The sequence below is a fragment of the Duganella sp. Dugasp56 genome, assembly GCF_047304105.1.
Lineage (GTDB): Bacteria > Pseudomonadota > Gammaproteobacteria > Burkholderiales > Burkholderiaceae_D > Rugamonas > Rugamonas hordei.
Genome location: NZ_JBGLYQ010000064.1, coordinates 1 through 17,881, shown reverse-complemented (window position 1 = coordinate 17,881; position 17,881 = coordinate 1). Strand labels below are relative to the sequence as shown.

At 63.7% G+C, this 17,881-nt stretch carries 19 protein-coding genes and 2 riboswitches; of the genes, 9 read left to right on the top strand and 10 right to left on the bottom strand.

Annotated elements, in window-relative coordinates:
- The first annotated feature begins 59 nt into the window (after nt 1-59).
- Entirely contained in the window at nt 60-470 is a 411-nt protein-coding gene (locus tag ACCD07_RS29840; protein WP_176651474.1) for a DoxX family protein, read from the top strand.
- Nucleotides 457-1,113, top strand: a complete 657-nt coding sequence (locus ACCD07_RS29835; protein ID WP_413449422.1) for a YoaK family protein — start codon at nt 457-459, stop codon at nt 1,111-1,113. Before ACCD07_RS29840 ends, ACCD07_RS29835 begins: the two co-directional genes overlap by 14 nt.
- Here ACCD07_RS29835 and ACCD07_RS29830 read toward each other — a convergent pair.
- Both ACCD07_RS29830 and ACCD07_RS29825 read right to left on the bottom strand, forming a co-directional pair.
- The gene (locus tag ACCD07_RS29830) at nt 1,110-1,742 is read right to left on the bottom strand and encodes a response regulator (protein WP_176651472.1); all 633 of its coding nucleotides are present in this window, start codon (nt 1,740-1,742) and stop codon (nt 1,110-1,112) included. The two genes, ACCD07_RS29835 and ACCD07_RS29830, sit on opposite strands and share 4 nt — an antisense overlap.
- A gap of 47 nt (nt 1,743-1,789) precedes the next feature.
- The gene (locus tag ACCD07_RS29825) at nt 1,790-2,734 is read right to left on the bottom strand and encodes an MBL fold metallo-hydrolase (RefSeq protein WP_353404603.1); all 945 of its coding nucleotides are present in this window, start codon (nt 2,732-2,734) and stop codon (nt 1,790-1,792) included.
- A gap of 109 nt (nt 2,735-2,843) precedes the next feature.
- Here ACCD07_RS29825 and ACCD07_RS29820 point away from each other — a divergent pair, with 109 nt between their 5' ends.
- Nucleotides 2,844-3,815, top strand: coding sequence for a LysR family transcriptional regulator (locus tag ACCD07_RS29820; protein ID WP_176651470.1), 972 nt, complete (start codon nt 2,844-2,846; stop codon nt 3,813-3,815).
- Between the two features lie 21 nt (nt 3,816-3,836).
- On the opposite strand, the gene ACCD07_RS29815 is transcribed toward ACCD07_RS29820, so the two are convergent.
- The 3 genes from ACCD07_RS29815 to ACCD07_RS29805 form a co-directional block, all read right to left on the bottom strand.
- Nucleotides 3,837-4,760, bottom strand: coding sequence for a tetratricopeptide repeat protein (locus ACCD07_RS29815; protein WP_413449421.1), 924 nt, complete (start codon nt 4,758-4,760; stop codon nt 3,837-3,839).
- Between the two features lie 41 nt (nt 4,761-4,801).
- On the bottom strand, nt 4,802-6,073 hold the full coding sequence (locus tag ACCD07_RS29810) for a D-amino acid dehydrogenase (RefSeq protein WP_413449420.1): 1,272 nt from the start codon (nt 6,071-6,073) through the stop codon (nt 4,802-4,804).
- Nucleotides 6,074-6,127: 54 nt separating this feature from the next.
- Nucleotides 6,128-6,230: riboswitch (glycine riboswitch) on the bottom strand.
- Nucleotides 6,231-6,237: 7 nt separating this feature from the next.
- Nucleotides 6,238-6,335, bottom strand: a riboswitch (glycine riboswitch).
- Between the two features lie 477 nt (nt 6,336-6,812).
- Nucleotides 6,813-7,028: a DUF6434 domain-containing protein gene (locus tag ACCD07_RS29805; RefSeq protein WP_176651467.1), complete on the bottom strand. Its 216-nt coding sequence runs from the start codon at nt 7,026-7,028 to the stop codon at nt 6,813-6,815.
- Nucleotides 7,029-7,104: 76 nt separating this feature from the next.
- On the opposite strand from ACCD07_RS29805, the gene ACCD07_RS29800 reads away from it, so the two are divergent.
- The 4 genes from ACCD07_RS29800 (at nt 7,105) to ACCD07_RS29785 (ending at nt 10,956) form a co-directional block, all read left to right on the top strand.
- Nucleotides 7,105-7,776, top strand: a complete 672-nt coding sequence (locus ACCD07_RS29800) for a GNAT family N-acetyltransferase (protein ID WP_413449419.1) — start codon at nt 7,105-7,107, stop codon at nt 7,774-7,776.
- Between the two features lie 67 nt (nt 7,777-7,843).
- Complete coding sequence (locus ACCD07_RS29795; RefSeq protein WP_413449418.1) at nt 7,844-9,313, top strand: UbiA family prenyltransferase; 1,470 nt, start codon at nt 7,844-7,846, stop codon at nt 9,311-9,313.
- On the top strand, nt 9,310-9,675 hold the full coding sequence (locus ACCD07_RS29790; protein WP_413449417.1) for a hypothetical protein: 366 nt from the start codon (nt 9,310-9,312) through the stop codon (nt 9,673-9,675). The genes ACCD07_RS29795 and ACCD07_RS29790 overlap by 4 nt, the downstream gene beginning before the upstream one ends.
- Before the next feature lie 21 nt (nt 9,676-9,696).
- On the top strand, nt 9,697-10,956 hold the full coding sequence (locus ACCD07_RS29785) for a hypothetical protein (RefSeq protein ID WP_413449416.1): 1,260 nt from the start codon (nt 9,697-9,699) through the stop codon (nt 10,954-10,956).
- Here ACCD07_RS29785 and ACCD07_RS29780 read toward each other — a convergent pair.
- Genes ACCD07_RS29780 through ACCD07_RS29770 form a run of 3 tightly spaced genes read right to left on the bottom strand, consistent with a single transcriptional unit; the run spans nt 10,934 to nt 15,052 of the window.
- On the bottom strand, nt 10,934-12,802 hold the full coding sequence (locus tag ACCD07_RS29780; RefSeq protein WP_413449415.1) for a DUF885 domain-containing protein: 1,869 nt from the start codon (nt 12,800-12,802) through the stop codon (nt 10,934-10,936). The genes ACCD07_RS29785 and ACCD07_RS29780 overlap by 23 nt on opposite strands.
- A complete protein-coding gene (locus ACCD07_RS29775) occupies nt 12,795-13,490 on the bottom strand; it encodes a glutamine amidotransferase (RefSeq protein ID WP_176651462.1) in 696 nt (231 codons plus the stop codon). The genes ACCD07_RS29780 and ACCD07_RS29775 overlap by 8 nt, the downstream gene beginning before the upstream one ends.
- 35 nt (nt 13,491-13,525) lie before the next feature.
- Complete coding sequence (locus ACCD07_RS29770) at nt 13,526-15,052, bottom strand: FAD-dependent monooxygenase (protein WP_176651461.1); 1,527 nt, start codon at nt 15,050-15,052, stop codon at nt 13,526-13,528.
- A 117-nt stretch (nt 15,053-15,169) separates the two neighbouring features.
- Here ACCD07_RS29770 and bla point away from each other — a divergent pair, with 117 nt between their 5' ends.
- Entirely contained in the window at nt 15,170-16,057 is an 888-nt protein-coding gene (gene bla / locus ACCD07_RS29765) for a class A beta-lactamase (RefSeq protein ID WP_413449414.1), read from the top strand.
- A gap of 31 nt (nt 16,058-16,088) precedes the next feature.
- A complete protein-coding gene (locus ACCD07_RS29760; RefSeq protein ID WP_353405590.1) occupies nt 16,089-16,598 on the top strand; it encodes a hypothetical protein in 510 nt (169 codons plus the stop codon).
- Nucleotides 16,599-16,613: 15 nt separating this feature from the next.
- Here ACCD07_RS29760 and ACCD07_RS29755 read toward each other — a convergent pair whose 3' ends face one another.
- Together ACCD07_RS29755 and ACCD07_RS29750 are read right to left on the bottom strand one after the other, a co-directional pair.
- Nucleotides 16,614-17,339 (bottom strand): polysaccharide deacetylase family protein, encoded by a 726-nt coding sequence (locus ACCD07_RS29755; RefSeq protein ID WP_413449413.1) that lies wholly within the window; start codon nt 17,337-17,339, stop codon nt 16,614-16,616.
- On the bottom strand, nt 17,336-17,881 hold a 546-nt coding region (locus tag ACCD07_RS29750; RefSeq protein WP_413449412.1), incomplete at its 5' end, for a 4'-phosphopantetheinyl transferase family protein. The genes ACCD07_RS29755 and ACCD07_RS29750, both read right to left, overlap by 4 nt.

Sequence of the window (17,881 nt, the reverse complement as noted above, 5' to 3'; positions counted from 1 at the left end):
CACCACTACCGTCATTCCCGCCCGCGCGGGAACGACGTGCTAACACGGAGCTATACCTGATGAATCTGAAGAATCGCCTATCCTCACCCTGGATACGCTGGATCTGCCTGCTGCTGTTGTGCTCGGCCTACCTGCAGGGCGGCATCAACAAGCTGACCGACTTCGGCGCCGCCGTCGGCGAGATGCAGCACTTCGGCCTGTCGCCGGCCGGGCCGATGGCCGCGCTGGTGATCGCCGGCGAGCTGGCCGCCTCGGCGATGATACTGACCGGCTTCTACCGCTGGCTGGGCGCCGGCTTCCTCGGCGCCTTCACCCTGATGGCGACCTTTGTCGCCAACCGCTTCTGGGAAATGGCGGGCATGGAGCGCTTCATGGCCGCCAACAGCTTCTTCGAGCATCTCGGCCTGACCGGCGCCTTCCTGCTGGTGGCCTGGCTCGACCTGCAGAAAGGCGCAGATGGAACGCGGTGACTCCAAACAAAGCGCCGCGCTGGGCTTCCTGGCCGGCTACGTCGACACGCTGGGCTTCATTGGCCTGTTCGGCCTGTTCACGGCCCACGTGACCGGCAACTTCGTGCTGATCGGCCGCGCCATGGCGACGCCGTCGCACGATGTGCTGATCAAGCTGCTGGTGTTCCCGGTGTTCATCCTGTTCGTCGCGTTCGGGCGGCTGATGATATTGCACTGGGAGCGTTCCGGCGCCCGCCAGTTGCGCAACAGCTTCCTGCTGCAGCTGGCGCTGATGGCGGCCACCGTCGTCTGCGCGTGGCGGGCGTCGCCGATGCTGGACGCGGCCGCGCCGTTGACGCTGCTGACCGGCATGCTGTGCGCGGGCGCGATGGCGGTGCAAAACACCTATGGCAAGCTGTTGTTGGGGAAGGTGGCGGCCACCACGGTGATGACTGGTAACGTGACGCAGCTGGTCATCGACCTGGTCGACACGCTGCGCGGCGACGCCGAGGCGCGGGCGCGCCTGAAGAAGCTGGTCTGGCCGGTGCTGGCGTTTTGCGTCGGCTGCATCAGCGGCGCGCTGGCCTATATCGCGGTCGGCTTCAACGGCCTGCTGCTGCCGTGCGCTATCCTGCTATGGCTGGCCAGCACCGCCAGCGATTAAATCGTGATGATGCCGCGCTTGAGCGCGATGGTGACGGCGTGCGTGCGGTCGTTGGCGGCCAGCTTGGCCAGCACGTTCTTCATGTGCGCCTTCACCGTTTCTTCCGAAATCAACAACTGCTCGGCGATGCGGCGGTTGGAGTGGCCGGTGGCGACATGATTCAACACTTCCGTCTCGCGCGCGCTCAGCGGACCCTGACCCATGTGCTGCGCCAGCTCCATCGCGATCTCCGGCGGAATGCGGCGCTGGCCCTGGTGCACGCCGCGTATGGTGTCCAGTAATTCCTTGCGCAGGGTGCTTTTCAATAAAAATCCTGCGGCGCCGCCTTGCACGGCGCGCAGGATCTGCGCGTCCGCCTTGTAGGTGGTCAGCATGACGACGCGCGCGTTCGCGTGCTCGCGGCGGATTTCCTGCAGCGCCTCGACGCCGCACATCTCCGGCATGGCGATATCCATGATGGTGACGTCGGGCCGCAGGGCCGCGTAGCGCTCGACCGCGTCGCGACCGTTGCCGGCCTCGCCAGCCACGCGCATGTCGGCCTGGCTGGAGATGGCTTCGACCAAACCCATGCGCAGCAAGGGATGGTCGTCTACAACAAGGACGTTGATGGGAGATGAAATGGTGCTCATCCCCGCATTATGACGGTATTCGCTGACACTTGCCTGACTGGTGGACTCTAGCGCAGTTGGCTGTAATTCACCGGCACCCACTGGAACGACGCCTGGCCGGCGCCGCGCACATGGCCCAGCCCCGGGAACGGCAGGTGGGTGGCGCCGATCAGCGTGCCGTCCTTGGCTGCGGCCTGGAAGGTTTGCTTGCGGGCGAGGGCGGCGGTCTTCTGGTCGCTGTCGAAGCCGATCGTCACTTCCGGATGGTCGAATTGCACGGCACCCACGTGTATCAGGTCGCCGACCAGCAGCAGCTTCTTGCCCTTGCTCTCAACCAGGTAGTTGACGTGGCCCGGCGTGTGGCCGTAGCTGGTGACGACGCGGATGCCGGGTGTGACTTCGGCGGCGCCGCTGAACGGTTGCAGATGCTTGGTGGCGACGTACGGCGTCAGCGAGGCGATCGCGCCCTGGAAGAAGCCCTTGCTGTCGGCGGACGCCTTGTCCAGGTTGACCTGGCTCAGCCAGAAGTCGGTGTCGTGCTTGTCGGCGTGGACGACGGCGTTGGGGAAGGCCGCCTTGCCGTTGGCGGCCAGGCCGCCGACATGGTCCGGATGCAGGTGGGTCAGCAGTACTTCATCGACCTGCTCGGGTTGATAGCCTGAAGCTTTCAGGTTGGCCAGCAGCTTGCCCAGCGTCGGGCCGAACAGGCCGCCGGCGCCGGTGTCGATCAGCACCAGCTTGCCGCCGGTGTTGACCAGGTAGGCGGTGACAGAGGTCTCGGTCGGGCTGCCGATGTAGGCGTTCTTCAGCGCCAGATCGGTCTTGGCGGCCGGCTGCTGCAACAGCTGGTTCATCGGCAGGTCGACGGTGCCGTCGCTGATGGCGGTCACTTCAAAGTCGCCCAGCATGATGCGGAAAAAGCCCGGGGCATTGGTGCCGGCCATCGGCGCGGCGGCCATGGCTGGGGCTGTGGCGACGAAGGCGAGGGCGGCTGCGATTGTGCTCAGTTTCATGATTCTTTTCCTTAAGAAGTTTTGATGGAATGAAGTATGCAGCTTTGCAAAAAATGGCACAATATGGATTAATGCAAAATGTCTTTGCAATATCCGCAAAAGAAAAGTCATGATCGATACCCTGCGTTGCCTGGTTGCCGTGGTGGACAGCGGCAGCCTGTCGCGCGCCGCCATTGAGCTGGGAATGGCGGTGTCCTCGGTTTCGCGCAAGCTCGACGCGCTGGAGGCCGAACTGGGATCGCGCCTGCTGTTGCGCGGCTCCCGCCAGGTGATACTGACCGATGCCGGCAACCGCTTCCTGCCGCGCGCCCGCAACATCCTTGCAGAACTGGCCGACGGCAAGGCCGCCGTGCAGGAGATGGACAGCGAGCCGCGCGGCCTGCTGACGGTGACCGCGCCCGCCGCCTTCGGGCGGCTGCATGTGGCGGGAGCGGTGGCGCAGTTTCTGCAGCGCTATCCGAAGATGGAAGTGGAGCTTCACGTCAGCGACGATATCGTCGATCTCGGCGCGCAGCGTGTCGACGTGGCGGTCAGGGTGGGCGTGCTGCCGGACAGCAGCCTGGTGGCGACGCGGCTGGTGACGCAGCATCGCGTGGTCAGCGCCAGTCCGGCCTATCTGGAGCGGCACGGCTGGCCGCAGTCTCCGGTCGATCTGCTGAAGCACCAGTGTCTCAGTGTCATGGGGCGCACCATGCCGAGCGGCTGGTGGCGGTTCGAGGGCGTCAACCAGGGGCAGCCGCTGGCGGTCAAGGGCAATTTGCGTTGCGACGATACGGATTCGCTGCTGCACGCGGCCATCGCCGGCGGCGGCATCGTGCATCTGGCGAACTGGCTGGTCAGCGACGCGATCGTGGCCGGCCAGCTGGTGCCGGTGTTTCCGATGATCCGGCTGGCGCCAGGCGGCGAACGCCAGCGGCGCGATCCGAGCGAATCGGCGGTGCACGCCGTGCACCTGCCGGGCCGCTCCAACCAGGCCAAGGCACAGCTGTTCGTACGTTATTTACGGGAGTATTTCGGCGATCCGCCGTATTGGGATGTTGCGATGATGGCTGCCGGGGCGGGCGAGCGCCGCGCCCCGTGAGGACTGCCTAATCTCAGTGAGTTAATCCCAGTCGCCGCCGCCACCGCCGCCGCTGTCACCGCCACTGCTGCCTCCGCCATCGTCCCAGCCGCCGCTGGTGCCGAAGTCGTTGCCGCCCATGTCGTCGCGGCGCAGCAGTTCATCGCGCGACGGATCGTCGTAGACGATGTCGTTACGCGGCTGGTCGTGGTTGCCCGACGAGCCGTGATCGCCGGTGAACTGGCGCGCAATCGCTTCGCCGGCCACGATACCCGCGCCAACCGCGGCGCCGGTCGCCAGGCCGCCCATGATGCGCGAACCCATGCCGCTGCCTTGCGGCTGGCCATAGCCGGGGCCATAACCCTGCTGCGGATAGCCGCCCTGCGGTGGGTAGCCGCCGGGTGCGTAGCCAGGCGCCTGGCCGCTTGGATCAAAGCCGGCAGGACCGTTGGCTTGCGCGTTACGGCGCGACATGAAGCGCGTCGCCAGCCAGATAAAGCCCAGCAGGCCGCCGCCGAGGATCAGGATGGTGCCCCATGGCATGCCGCTGCTTGGGCTGTTGTTATAGCCGCCGCTGCTGTAGCCGGCGTTGCTGTTGCGCGGCTGCTGCTGGCTGTAATTGGCCTTGGGCTTCTGGCCGTCCGCCAGCAACGTGCGCAACTTCGCCACCGCGCTCGGATTCACTTTCGGCAGGCCGGGTGCCAGGCGTTCAGCCGTCGCCAGCTCACCTTGCGCGGCGGCGAACTGGCCTTGCTTGGCCAGCAGCTCCGCTTCGACAAAGTGCGCCGTGGCGCTGTTTGGATGCGCTTTGAGGACCTGGTCCATCAATGCCTGCGCTTCGGTGTATTTGCCCGCTTCGGCCGCTACATAGACCTCGTGGATCGTAGGCTCGGCCGCAAACACCGGCGTCGCCAGCGCCAGGGCGCTCGCCAGCAGGGTCATACGTGCGATAGATTTTGCCGTCATGTCAGATCTCCTTGTAGGGACAGGCTCAAGATGATGGCAGTTTACGCCATTTTCAAGGCTTGCGCGGTGCGCTGGCCCACGTTGGAGCAGGGAGCGCCCAGGGCGGACAGTACCGTTTCGGCAATAATGTCCGCCGTGGCGGCCGACAAGGTCCAGCCCAGGTGGCCGTGGCCGGTGTTGTAGAACACTGTCGGCGCCTTGCCGCGACCCACGCGCGGCATCAGGTCCGGCGTCATCGGGCGCAGGCCGGCCCACGGCGTCACGTTGCGGGTGCTGACGCCGGGGAAGCATTGCTGCACCCAGTTCAGCAATGGCGCGATGCGGTCGGCGCGGATGTCGCGGTTGAAACCGTTGAATTCGGCCGTGCCGGCCACGCGGAAGCGGTCTTCGCCCAGGCGGCTGCAGACCAGCTTGGTGGCGTCGTCGAGCAGGCTGACGTTGGGCGCGGCCGCCTGGCTGGCGGCATCGTCCAGGTGCACGGTGATCGAATAGCCCTTGACCGGATAGACGTTGACGTGATCGCCCAGCATGGACGCCATTGCGCGGCTGGCGGTGCCGGCGCAGACCACCACCGCGTCGTAGCGGCTGGTGTCGTCGCCGCCGTCCTGTTCGACGGTCACAGTGGCGCCGGTGGCGTCGGCGTGCATGGCGGTCACGCGCTGGCCGAAGCGCAGCTCGACGCCGAGGCGCTGCGCGGCCTGGGCCAGGCCGGTGGTGAACTTGTGGATGTCGCCGGAGCTGTCGCTTTCGGTGTAGTGGCCGCCGTAGTACTGGCCGGCCAGCGTCGGCTCGATGGCGCGCATCTCCTCGGGGGTGACTGCGCGGCGCGGCAGGCCGCCCAGTGCCAGCAGCTTCGACACTTCAGCCGCGCGCTCGAAGCCTTCGCGGTTGCGGTAGATGTGCAGGATGCCTTCGCGCTTGAGGTCGAAGTCTATGCCTTCCTCGTCGGCCCAGCTGAACAGATGCTGGCGCGCGGCCACGGCCAGTTTGGCGGTGGCGATGGTGTTGTCGCGGTAGTGCGGGATGGCGGCGATGAATTCGGCAAACCACGACAGCTTGTGCCAGCTGGGCTTGGGATTGACCAGCAGCGGCGCGTCGTTCTTCAGCATCCACTTCAAGCCTTTGACGATGGTGCCGCTGTGGTTCCAGACCTCGGCGTTGGAGGCGGACAGCTGGCCGCCGTTGGCGAACGAGGTTTCCATCGCCGCGTAGCGATGGCGTTCCAGCAGCGTGACCTTGAAGCCGCGCTTGGCGAGTGCGTAAGCGGTGGTGACGCCGGTGATGCCGCCGCCGATGATAGCTATGGTTTTCATGAGGGTAAAGCTCCAGCACGTCAAGGGGAATGGTCGATGCGCGACATGCGCAGGGACACCCCCTCTGTTCTGGACCTGAGAGATTCACAACGACCGTGGGTAGCGACGCTGCTTGCTCCTTCGGTGCGCCGGGTGACGTCTGTCCGGCTGCTCTTCAGAGTTTGAATGCGGTATCGGTCCTTTTGCCTGAGAGTTTCCGGGGCGGTTGCTCCTTCGGCGCTGTGCGGGTGGGTTCCTGGACAGGCTCTCCCGATACTGCGTTGGCTCGTGGCCATTTTGCAAAGGGGTAGCTTACAACAAAAGCAGGAGGCGTCAAACGATTATTTTTTGGCTGTCGTAGCAGGCGGGACTGTCAATACCGCTCAATGGGGTTTTCCGCCCGCCGTGCAATTGCAGCTCGCAATTGTCACGGGGAGCCCGTTTTCCAGCTGTTTGAGCCTTTCACCTCACCTGTGAATGTGTCAAGGACCCAAACGATTCCAGGTGGAGTCGATGTACGAAATTGATACCGTCCACATTGAGCGTGATAGACGAGAGCTGCACCGATGATCGCTGCCGCCGCGAGGATGCAATACCCCGTAAATCTGTCGCTATTCAATTGGTACTCCTTTGAGAACGGTTGATTTGATACTTTAAATTGATGAATTTAAGTTAATGTTGCCCGCAAACGGTTGCAGCAGCCCTCTATTTCTCATCGGCGGGAATCTCGGTCTTAGACCTTGCACGCAAGTGGCCGAACTCAGCCGCGTTCAACGCGGCGTCGCGTCCATTCGTCCGCCACGTCGCCCATGTTCTTCGCCAAACCATTGCGCACCCACGCCATCAGTTCGCGGTCGAATTTGAAATCGGGACCGCACTGACCGGAGAGAAAGCGCCGGACGTTTTGCGTGTTCCTGTAGCCAGAATCGATTTCGGTCGTTCGCGAAATCACTCCGCCATGCCAATCGAATTTCATCTTCACTTCCTTTGAGGACTTTGGATTTATCATATGCCCAAGAATAACATTCCATCAATGCTGAAAAATGCACGTATTGTCACTGCCTGAACTTCTCGCCGGCTGGCTCGGCGCGCGATCGCTGGCGCACGGCCTGCCGCTGCCGGTGCCTGACCATGGCGGGCTGCGTGTCGATAGCGGCCTGCCACATGAAAACCAGCGTTACGTCTTTGCCGGCCCGATGCAAGGAATACGCGAGCTGGGCCAGTCGATTACGACGCCATACACCCTGATCAAGATGTGCGGCACCGGCCAGCAATTGCTGGCGCTTGTGCCGCCCAGGTGGCAGCTCCAGCCCTCCGCTTACCTGATGGTGCAGGACAGCGTCCGCGATGGGGTGCCGTCGCTGCCTGTCGGATACCGGATCGATCTGGAGGAGAACTATCCGATTGCGACGGTGCGCATTTTTGCGGAGGACGGCGCGCTTGCCGCCGTCGGTCATGCGGCTGAATACGCCGGCGTCTTCATTTTCGACCGCATCTTCACCGCCGCCGCGCACCGACGGCGGGGCCTGGGCAGGGTGCTGATGGCGGCGCTGGGGGCGATACAGCAATCAGGCGCGGCGCAACGGGTACTGGTGGCCACGGAGGAGGGCCGGGCGCTCTATTCGGCGCTCGGCTGGTACGTGCGCTCACCTTACTCTACGGTGGCGATTCCGCCACCTCCGCTCCCATTAATCCCTGCAAGGAAATTTGAAGCGTTTATTTGACGCAGTCGACATCGGCCTCCTTGGCGTCGAGCTTATAGTAAGGCGATCCCGTCTTGAGATGCCGCAGATGAAAATCGACCTGGTCCAAGTCAATTCAGCAGCCGCTTGGCCAATAGTTGTCGATCTCGACGGGACATTGACCGCAACGGATACGCTTGTCGAGTCTGTCATCCAGTTCATCAAGCAATCGCCGCTCAATTTACTGCGCCTGCCTTTCTGGCTACTGAAAGGTCGTGCGGCGTTCAAGGATGCGGTCTGCTCCCGTGCCGCCATCTCGGCGGACCGCTTGCCCTACCGCGAGGCGTTGCTGGTTTATCTGCGCAGTGAAAAAAGCAAGGGGCGCCATATCATTCTGGCCACGGCGGCGCATAAATCAATCGCCCAGGGCGTATCCGACCACCTTGCGTTGTTCGATGACGTATTGGCTACCGATATGGGCCGCAATCTCAAGGGCAGCGTCAAACTTGAAGCCATACAGGAAAAGCTTGGAACAGACTTCGTCTATGCCGGCGATAGTCGTTCAGACATCCCGATATGGAACGCCGCGCAAGCAGCCATTCTGGTTGGGGCTTCGGCAGGCCTGGCCAAATCCGTCCGCGACCGAAACCCGGTCGAGCAGGAATTTTCGAAAGAGCCAATTGGCTTTTCCACCTGGATGAAGGCATTGCGGGTACACCAATGGCTGAAAAACCTGCTGTTGTTCGTGCCCTTGCTAACTGCCTTTTCGTTCATGGATATTGGGAAGCTCGCGACAATAGCGCTGGCCTTCCTGTCGTTTTCGTCTGCCGCTTCCGCCACGTATATGTTCAACGATTTGTGGGATCTGGAAAACGACCGCGCTCATCCCCGAAAAAAGGACCGTCCGTTCGCCAGCGCCAGGATACCGATACTTACCGGGCTTGTGGTCGCCGGCTGTTTGCTCATGCTGGCGTTTGCCTTGGCTCTGGTAGTCTCCCAGGCTTTCTTCCTAATGTTGCTCCTGTACGTAATTCTTACCAGCAGCTATAGCTGGATGTTCAAGGAATACGTGCTGATTGACGTGATCATGCTGTCTCTGCTTTACACGCTGCGCATCCTTGCCGGCTCTGTGGCTGCCGCAATCCCCACCAGCGAGTGGTTGTTGGCCTTTTCGGTTTTCATGTTCCTGAGTTTGGCATTGGTGAAGCGCTGTTCCGAACTAATCTCGCTGGAACAGATCGGAAATATAGCCGCGCGCGGCCGCGATTACCGGGTGGCGGACCTGGCGGTACTGTCGCCACTGGGTGTGGCGTCCGCCATGTCGGCAGTCGTTGTCTTCGGGCTTTTTATCAATTCCCCCGATACCCAATCCCGCTACGCGACACCTGGTCTGTTATGGCTCGTGGCCATAGGATTGATTTACTGGCTGGCCCGGCTTTGGATCAAGACCTCGCGCGGAGAGATGCACGACGATCCCGTGATCTATGCGATCAAAGACCGTGGCAGCCGCAGCACCGTCATCGTCATGGCAGTCACGATGCTGATAGCACACTTTCTTGCGTTGGATGGAATGCTATGAATACTCTTTTCATTGCCGTCTTGAGCATCGCGCTCTCTGTCATGGCCCAGTTTTCCTTGAAGGCAGGCATGTCCAGTGCGGATGTGAGGGAGGTCATGGCACAGCCGCTGGCTCTGCGTACCGCCTTCACGGTGTTTTCAAACAGGTTCGTGTTGAGCGGTTTTTTCCTTTATGGGTTGGGCGCCATAGTCTGGCTCGGGGTGCTATCCAGGTGGGACATCAGCAAGGCATATCCCTTGGTTGGACTGGGCTTTGGACTAACCGTCATTGTCGGCTTGTTAGCGGGAGAGCAGGTGACGATGCTGCGTGCCGGCGGGGTTGCGCTGATCTGCGCGGGGGTTTTTTTAGTCAGCAAGAGTTAGCTGATCTATCGGAGCAGCGACATGCGTCCAATGTTTGCCCGTATCAATGAAAAGCAGTGGCTGGCTTTGATTTTGGTGTTCGCGCTTTTGGCGCGGAGCGCGACAGCTTTTGCCCTGCAATTCCAGCCTGTCAGCGACTACGCTGGATATGAGCAGATGGCGATGAACCTGGTGGCTGGCAACGGGTTGGTTGAGGGGGGCAATTCCGCATTCCTGAGTGCCGGCTACCCCTTGTTTGTTTTGGCGCCGGTTTTTGCCGTCTTTGGCCACCATTTGCTGGCGGCGCTGTTTGCGAATGCATTGCTATGCACGGTCAGCGCGTGGCTGATTCATCTGATCGCGAAAGAGGCTGGCGCCGGCAAGGCGGGGCGGTTGCTCGGTGTCGGTATATTCGCCATTTACCTGCCGTCGTGGATTTATGCGGCATACCTTGCCAAAGAAAATCTGATGATGCCGCTGATGCTCGGTGTCGTCCTGCTTTCCTTGCGATGCAGCTGCAATCCGTCGGCGCGGATTGCGATCCTGGTTGGCGCTATTCTCGGACTGCTTGCGATCACTGGAAATTCCGGCTTGACGCTTACCCCGGTTTTTGTGATTGCGCTGATGATTTCACCCTTGTCTTTGCGCCGAAAACTGGCAAGACTCGGCTTGACCGTATTGGTCGCCTTGCTCGTCGTGGCGCCCTGGCTGATCCGCAACTATCAAGTCCTTGGCGCCCCGGTTTTAAACACCAATGGGGGCTTCAATCTCTACCTGGGTAACAATGCCGCCGCGGACGGCATGTTTATTTCCATTGCCGACACGCCAAGGGGCGCTACCTGGCATCAGTTACGCAAGCAAGGGGAGGTCGTGGCAAATGACACATTGAAACATGAGGCGATTGCCTGGATAAAGCAGAATCCGAACCGGTTCCTCGCCCTGTCGTTTAAAAAAGTCGTCCTGTTCTGGATGCCTCCGGTACACGAGGGGGAAGGCCCTCAGCCCAAAGGAGAAGCCTTGACGCGCTTGGCGTGGCTGGCGCAATATCTTTTGATCTGCGGCTCGGCGGTGGGCGGCCTTGCTTATCGACGGCTACGAAGCAGAAATACTTGCCTGCTCTGGCTTGCCGCGCTGTGCTACACGTCGGTGCATATGATTTTTTACGTGATTTACCGCTACAGGGAGCCGATTATGCCCTTGTTGATCATTCTTGCCGCCATGGCCGTCGAGCAGCTGATCCGGGCGCGTAAGCGGCAGCGCCCGGCTGATCCGTTCGCTCTTATGCCTTCTTCGCCTCGCTGATGTAGCGGTCGACCACGGTCGGCAGCACCGTCAGCGGCACGCCGCAGCTTTGCACCAGCGCATCGTTGAAGGCGGCCAGGTCGAACCTGCCGCCCAGCGCGGCCTTGGCGCGTTCGCGCTGGCGCAGGATTTCGTTGTGGCCCATCTTGTAGCCGCAGGCCTGTCCCGGCGATACGCTGTAGCGGTCGATCTCGCTGGTCATCGCCGGCAAGCCGCGGCCGGTGTTCTCGACCAGGAAGCGGATCGCCTGCTGGCGCGTCCATTTCAGCGCGTGCATGCCGGTGTCGACCACCAGGCGGCAGGCGCGGAACTGCTGCGCCTGCAGATAGCCGATCTGGCTGAACGGGTCGTTGGCGTACAAGCCGAATTCGTCCACCAACTGTTCCGCATACAAGGCCCAGCCTTCGACGAAGGCGTTAAAGCCCATCAGCGACGAAATCAGCGGCAGCTCGTTGTGATGCTCGGCCAGGTAGGCGCCCTGGAAGGCGTGTCCCGGCAAGCCTTCGTGCGCGGTCAGCGTGGCCAGCTCGGACTTCGGCCACAGCGTCGTCGATTTCAGGTTGATGTAGTAGATCGCCGGGCGCGAGCCGTCCAGCGAGGCGAAGTTCATGTAGCCGAGCGCGGCGCCGGCTTCGATATCGACCGGCACACGCTTGATCTGCAGCGGCACCTTCAGGTCCATGTGCGAGATCTTCGGCATCAGCGCGCGCACCGCGTTGACGCGCTCATTGCAGTAGGCGATCAGTTGTTCGCGGCCGGCGTCGTTGTCGGCGTAGAAGCGCTTCGGATCCTTGGACAGCGCCCGCATGCGCGCGCCCACCGTGCCTTGCGTGATGCCCTGCGCCTTGAGGATGGCGTCGATGCGCGATTGCAACTGCTTGTTCTGCTCCAGGCCGATGGCGTGGATCTCCTGCGCGCTGCGGCTGGTCGAGGTGCCCAGCCTGAGCGCCCATTCGTAGTATGCCGCGCCGTCCGGCAGGCGGTGCACGCCGGCGACGTCGGTGGCTTTGGCGGTGGCCTTGGCGAAGGCGGCGATCTGGCGCTCCAGCGCCGGATAGACCATGCCGTTCACCAGCTTGGTGGCACGCGCATCCCAGTCGCCGGCGAGGCCCAGCTTGCGCGTGCGCTCGGCGATCGAGGTCACCAGCTTTTGCGCGGCGACCGGCGTCTTGCGGAAGTCGCGCAACTGGCCCAGCGCGGTGTGGGCGATGAAGTTCGGCGGCATGATGCCGTGGCCGGCCTGCTCGACGATGCGCGCGGTTTCCTGGTCCAGCACGCGCGCCATCGCCGACACGCGTTCCAGATAGGCCTCGGCATCGGCGGCGTTGGCGATCTGGTGCTGCGAATCGAGGAATTCGGGGATGCGGGTCAGCGCGCCGTCCTGCTGGGTAACCGGGAAGGGCGAGGTGCCGCCGAAGAAGCCGCTGGCGGCGCCGCCAAACGGGAAGCGCAACCCGGCCGCGCCTTCGTTGGCGGCGTAGCGCACGGTGTCGTAGCGGATCTGGGCGTCGGCGCTCAGCGTGCCGCGGTCCAGCGCGGACAGCCGGCCCAGCATCGATTGCACCTGCGTGGCCCAGGCGGCGTCGCCTGCGGGGGAAGCGTCTTCCAGCTGCGATTTGAGTGCGGCGCGGCCGTCCTTGTCCATGCCCAGCGAGGTGGCGGTGGTCGGTGTCAGGCGCAGGATCTCGTCGGCGAAGGTGTCGAGCAGGGCGGTGAAGCGCGCATCGGACGGCGCCGGCTGGGCCAGCGCGAAGCCGGGCAAGGCGCTGACGGCGGTGGCCGACAGCGCGGACAGCAGCAGGTCGCGGCGGGAGAAGCTTTGAGGTTGTTGAGATTGATTAGGCACGGAATCCTTTGATCCATTCTTTGAGCATGAGCGCCCCCTGGTGCACCAGCGTGGGGCCGTGGTTGGCGGTGTTAGCGCGCAGATCCTGCAAGTGTACGCCGGCATGCACCAACTCGACCGCATGGCCGATCAGCCATTGCTCCAGCCGGGCCGGGCTGAATTCGGGATGGCACTGGAACGCGAGCGCAAAATGGTCGATGGCAAACGCCTGGTGTCGGCAAGCCGGGGTCGAAGCCAGCAGCGATGCACCCGGCGGCATGTCGAAGGTGTCGCCGTGCCAGTGCAGCATCGAGGTGTGGTCGGGGCCGACGTGGCGCAGCGGCGAAGCGGCGCCGGCGGCGGTCAGGGTCAGCGGCTCCCAGCCGATTTCGCGGATGCCGGAATGGACGCTGGCGCCCAGCGCCTTGGCCATCAGCTGGCCGCCCAGGCAAAGGCCCAGCGTCGGTCGTTCGACGAACAGGCGCTGGCGCAGCAGCGCGACCTCGTCGGCGATGAACGGGTAGTGGCGGGTGTCGTTGACGCTGATCGGGCCGCCCAGCACGATCAGCAGGTCGGCGTCCGCGGCGGGCGCGAGATCGTCCACGCCGGCTTCCAGGTACTGCAACTTGTAGCCGGCGGACGAGAGGGGTGCGGCGAAACTGCCGACGTCTTCATACATGACGTGGCGGATTGCGACAGCTTTTTTCAAGGTGGTCTCCCGACTATTTTGTAATTTTCATTACCTTAATGCAACTCCTGCATAAAACGCAAGTGATAGCGTGTAACAAGCTCATGCAGTGTGTCGATTTCCTGACGCGGCAGGGCCAGCGCCACGTGCATATCGGGACGAATCAGATAGGCTGCATCGCGCAGCAGGCCTGCCGTTTCGGCGGTTTCGCTCCATGGCCAGGCTTGCAGCGGCAGTCCCAGGGCTTGGGCGGCGGCGGCCAGCGCCGGATCGGGTGTGCCGTAGACGTGAAGCTGCCAGGCCAGCGACTGCAGCGAGGCAAAATTGTCCGCGCCGCCGGGCTGCGGCACCCACGGCAGACGGTCGCCGCCGATCACTTCGCCGGCGCGGCCGCCGCTCAGCGGGCTGTCGGGATAGTGGATCTGCACCTGCGAGATGGTCTTGAACAGCGTGCGGCGCGCCGCCGCGAAGCCGGCCAGCACCGGGAACACATGCGGCACCAGCCAGCCCCGCAGCAGCTGGCCGCCCGCGCCCTGCGAGACGATCAGCTGGAACGCGCGGTCGGTGGTGGCCACCAGCCTGCGGGCAAAGACGATGCGTTCGGCCTGGTAGGTGTCGAGCAGGGCGGCGGTGGCCCGGCCCTGCAGCACGTGGGCCAGTTTCCACGACAGGTTGACGGCGTCGCCGATGCCGGTGTTCATGCCCTGGCCGCCGGCCGGGCTGTGGATGTGGGCGGCGTCGCCGGCGATGAAGCAGCGGCCGACGCGGAATTGCCCGGCCACGCGGTGATGCACGCGGTAGGTCGAGAACCAGTTCACCTGTTCCACACGGATGCCGAGCAGCGGTTCCAGCACCGGGCGGATGTCTTCAAAATCCGGCTCGGGCTTGGCCTCGGCCTGCGGCGGCATGATGCCGATCAGCCGCTGCATGCCGCTCGAACGCACCGGCAGCATCAGCGCGAACGTGTTGGCGCCGAGGTGGCCGATCAGGTCGCGGTTGTCCGGGCCGGCGACCTTGACGTCGGTCACGTAGTACAGGTGGTCGTAGGTGCCGCCGGAAAAGTCGAGCTTCAGCGATTCGCGCACCCGGCTGCGGGCGCCGTCGCAACCGCACAGGTAGGCGGCGCTGCAGGCGATGCGTTCGCCGTCGCGCTCCAGCACGGCGCGCACGCCCCATTCGTCCTGCGTGAACGATTCGAGTTCGGTGTTCCACTCGACGTCGACGCCTTCCGCTTTCAATTGCGCGACCAGGAAGCGCTCGTGATCGTCCTGCGGGAAGGACAGCACGAACGGGTAGGGACTGAGGCCGGCGCCGATGTCGGGCAGCGGCAGCTCGGCGATTTCCTCGCCGGCCTCGCGCAGGCGGATCGCGTGGATCGGGATGCCGAGGTTGACGACGGTGTCGCCAAAGCCGAGCTGGCGGTAGAACTCCAGCGTGCGCGCATGGACGGCCATTGCGCGCGAAGCCTGGCCCGGGCCACTGTTCTTGTCGATGATGCGGATGGCAATACCATGCCGCGCCAGCCGGATGGCGAGCACCAGGCCGGTGGGACCGGCGCCTGCGATGAGTACTTGAGAAGCCATGGAACCAGTCTACATCCGAGGGGGAATGCGGTGCGCTCAATTGAGGGACGGCGAACGGCTGTTTTTAAGGATGGGCTGGTAATATTGAGTAATATTATTTAACCAACATCATTAGCCATGACCGACTTCACCAAACGCCGCACCTTGCTGCTGGCGCTGGCCGCCGCGCCTTTGACCCGAGCCGCCGAATTGCTGGACAGTCCGCCCGCCGCCACGCCGCTGACGCCGGCGGTTTTGCTGGCCAAGTTGGAGACCGAATCGGGCGGCCGCCTCGGCGTGGCCGCGCTGAACACCGCCGACGGCCGCCAGCTGCTGCACCGCGCCGACGAACGCTTCCCGTTCTGCAGCACCTTCAAGACCATGCTGTCGGCGGCGGTGCTGGCGAAGGAGCCGTCGCTGCTGAAAAAACGCGTGGCCTACTCGAAGAGCGATCTGGTGGCGTACTCGCCGGTGACCGGCAAGCACGTCGGCAAGGGCATGACGGTGGCGGCGCTGTGCGAGGCCACCATCCAATACAGCGACAACGCGGCGGCCAACCTGCTGATGAAGCAAATCGGCGGGCCGGCCGCGGTGACGGCGTTCGCGCGTTCGATCGGCGACAACGAATTCCGGCTGGACCGCATGGAGACGGAGCTCAACACCGCCGTGCCAGGCGATCCGCGCGACACCACGACGCCGGCGGCGATGGCGGCGTCGCTGCACAAGCTGGTGCTGGGCGACGGCCTGCCGCCGGCGCAGCGCAAGCAGCTCAAGGACTGGATGCTGGGGAATACCACCGGCGACACGCGCATCCGCGCCGGCGTGCCGTCCAACTGGCAGGTGGCCGACAAGACCGGCACCGGCGAGCATGGCACCACCAACGACATAGCCGTGCTGTGGCCTCCCGGCAGGGCGCCGATCGTGCTGGTAACGTACCTGACGCAGCCGGGCAAGGACGACAAGCCGCGCAGCGAAATCATCGCCGAAGCGGCGAAGATAGTATCGGAGGCGTTCCGGGTCGGCTAAACTACGCCCCTTACACTGAAGCGAGCACGCCATGACCGATAAAAAACAGCCACCATCCCGAGCAGCCAATCCCTTTCTGGATAGCGGTTTCTATACGCGCATGCGTGACTACACCGAGCGCGATGCGGCGTTTTCCAAGGAATTGAAGGCGATCGGCGAAAGCGGCGCCGGCAAACAGAGCACCGACGCGCGCTTCGCGCCGTCGCTGCAGGTGTTGCGCGGCGTGGTCAAGAAAGGCCTGCCGCTGGAGGAAATGCTGGCCCGTATCGTCAAGGGCGTGGAGAGCGGCTTGTGGGAGCCGTGGCTGACGGCGTTCGGCTTCGAATTGCGCGGCGTGAACTACGCCAAGACCGGCGAGCGCAATGCACGGCTGGCGCTGGATATCAGCCTGGGATCGAAGGCCCACACGGCGTTCGCCAACGCCGGCGTGGGCAACTGGCGCAGCCTGGTGGTCGAGGATTGCGCCCAGGTGCAGATCGACAAGCCGACCGAAAAGGCGCCGGCCAAGGCCGCCGCCATCTTCTTCCTCGACGCGCCCTGAGACTTTATTTTCCCTTTATTTTTCCCACTCCACGTGCACCACGCGGTAGCCCTTGCTCTTGAGGACCTTGAGCAGCGTGGGGATGGCTTTCGCGGTCGGCGGATTGGCGTCATGCATGAGGATGATGCCGCCGCCGTTGCTCGCGTCCAGGCTCTTGACCAGGCGCGCGGCGAGGATCTCGTTGGTGTCGTCCGGCAGCCAGTCGTTGATGCCGAGGTCGATCGAGGCGACGGTGATGTTGGCCTCTTTCAGAGCGGCCAGCATGGTTGGCGTTTCTTCCAAAAACGGAAAACGGTAGGCCGGCGCCGCGCTGCCGAAGGCGGCCTGGTAGCTCGCTTGCGCCTGCTTCAGGTCGGCCAGCTGTTCATTGGCGCCGAGCGTAGCCAGGTGCGGGTGCGTGTTGCTGTGGATGCCCGTCGAGTGGCCTTCGCTGGCTACGCGGCGTCCCAGTTCGGGCGCCTTCGCCAGGTTTTCGCCGACCATGAAGAAGGTCGCCTTGGCGCATTGGTCGGCCAGCGCCTTCAGTACCAACGGCGTGGTTTCCGGAATCGGACCGTCGTCGAAGGTCAGCACCACTTCGCCTTTTTGCAGCGGCAGCGGGGCGTGCTGATTGGTGCCATACAAAGCGCTTTCGCGCTTCAGCGTGATCGTGCGCGCGGTGCCCAGCGTGTCCGGGCCGCAGTCGGCGGCGTTTGCGGTTGCAGTTGCGAGTATGCCCAGCAGCAGTGCGACAGCCTTCATTTACTTCCTCCTTGGTAGATGGCTACATGGCCTGCCAGTCCGGCGGCCTCCATGATGAGCGGTATGGCTGTAACGGCGCCGGTGCCGCCGCTTGCGGGCCATTCCGCGAGTTGAGATCCCTGGCATTTTAGCTCGGCCTCACGACGGGTCCAGGCAAGCGCGAAGGCGAGGGGGCGTTCGGCGGCCGGCATGGTTTGCAGCGCCGCCGTGACGACGGGGCCGAGGTAGTCGCGCGCCACGGCCTCCCAGTCGGGGATGTCCTGCACGCGCATCATATCGACGCCGATTGCGCCGTGCAGGTGGATGGCGGCCAGCGAATAGCCGTCTTCGTGGCTGAACGAGCAGCCGATGGTGCTGTCGTGGCCTCCGACGATCACGCTCAGCGGTCCGCCGGGCTCGGATTGGATGCCGAAACAGCTGGCCGGTTCGCCGGTGAGCGCGGCCAGCACCTCGCGCGCCGCGCGCCGGATCTCTGCACGCTGGGCCGAGCGGATCAAGGCGGGGTCAGTTCCGGCAATCGGACATGAGCTGAGCTCATGTCC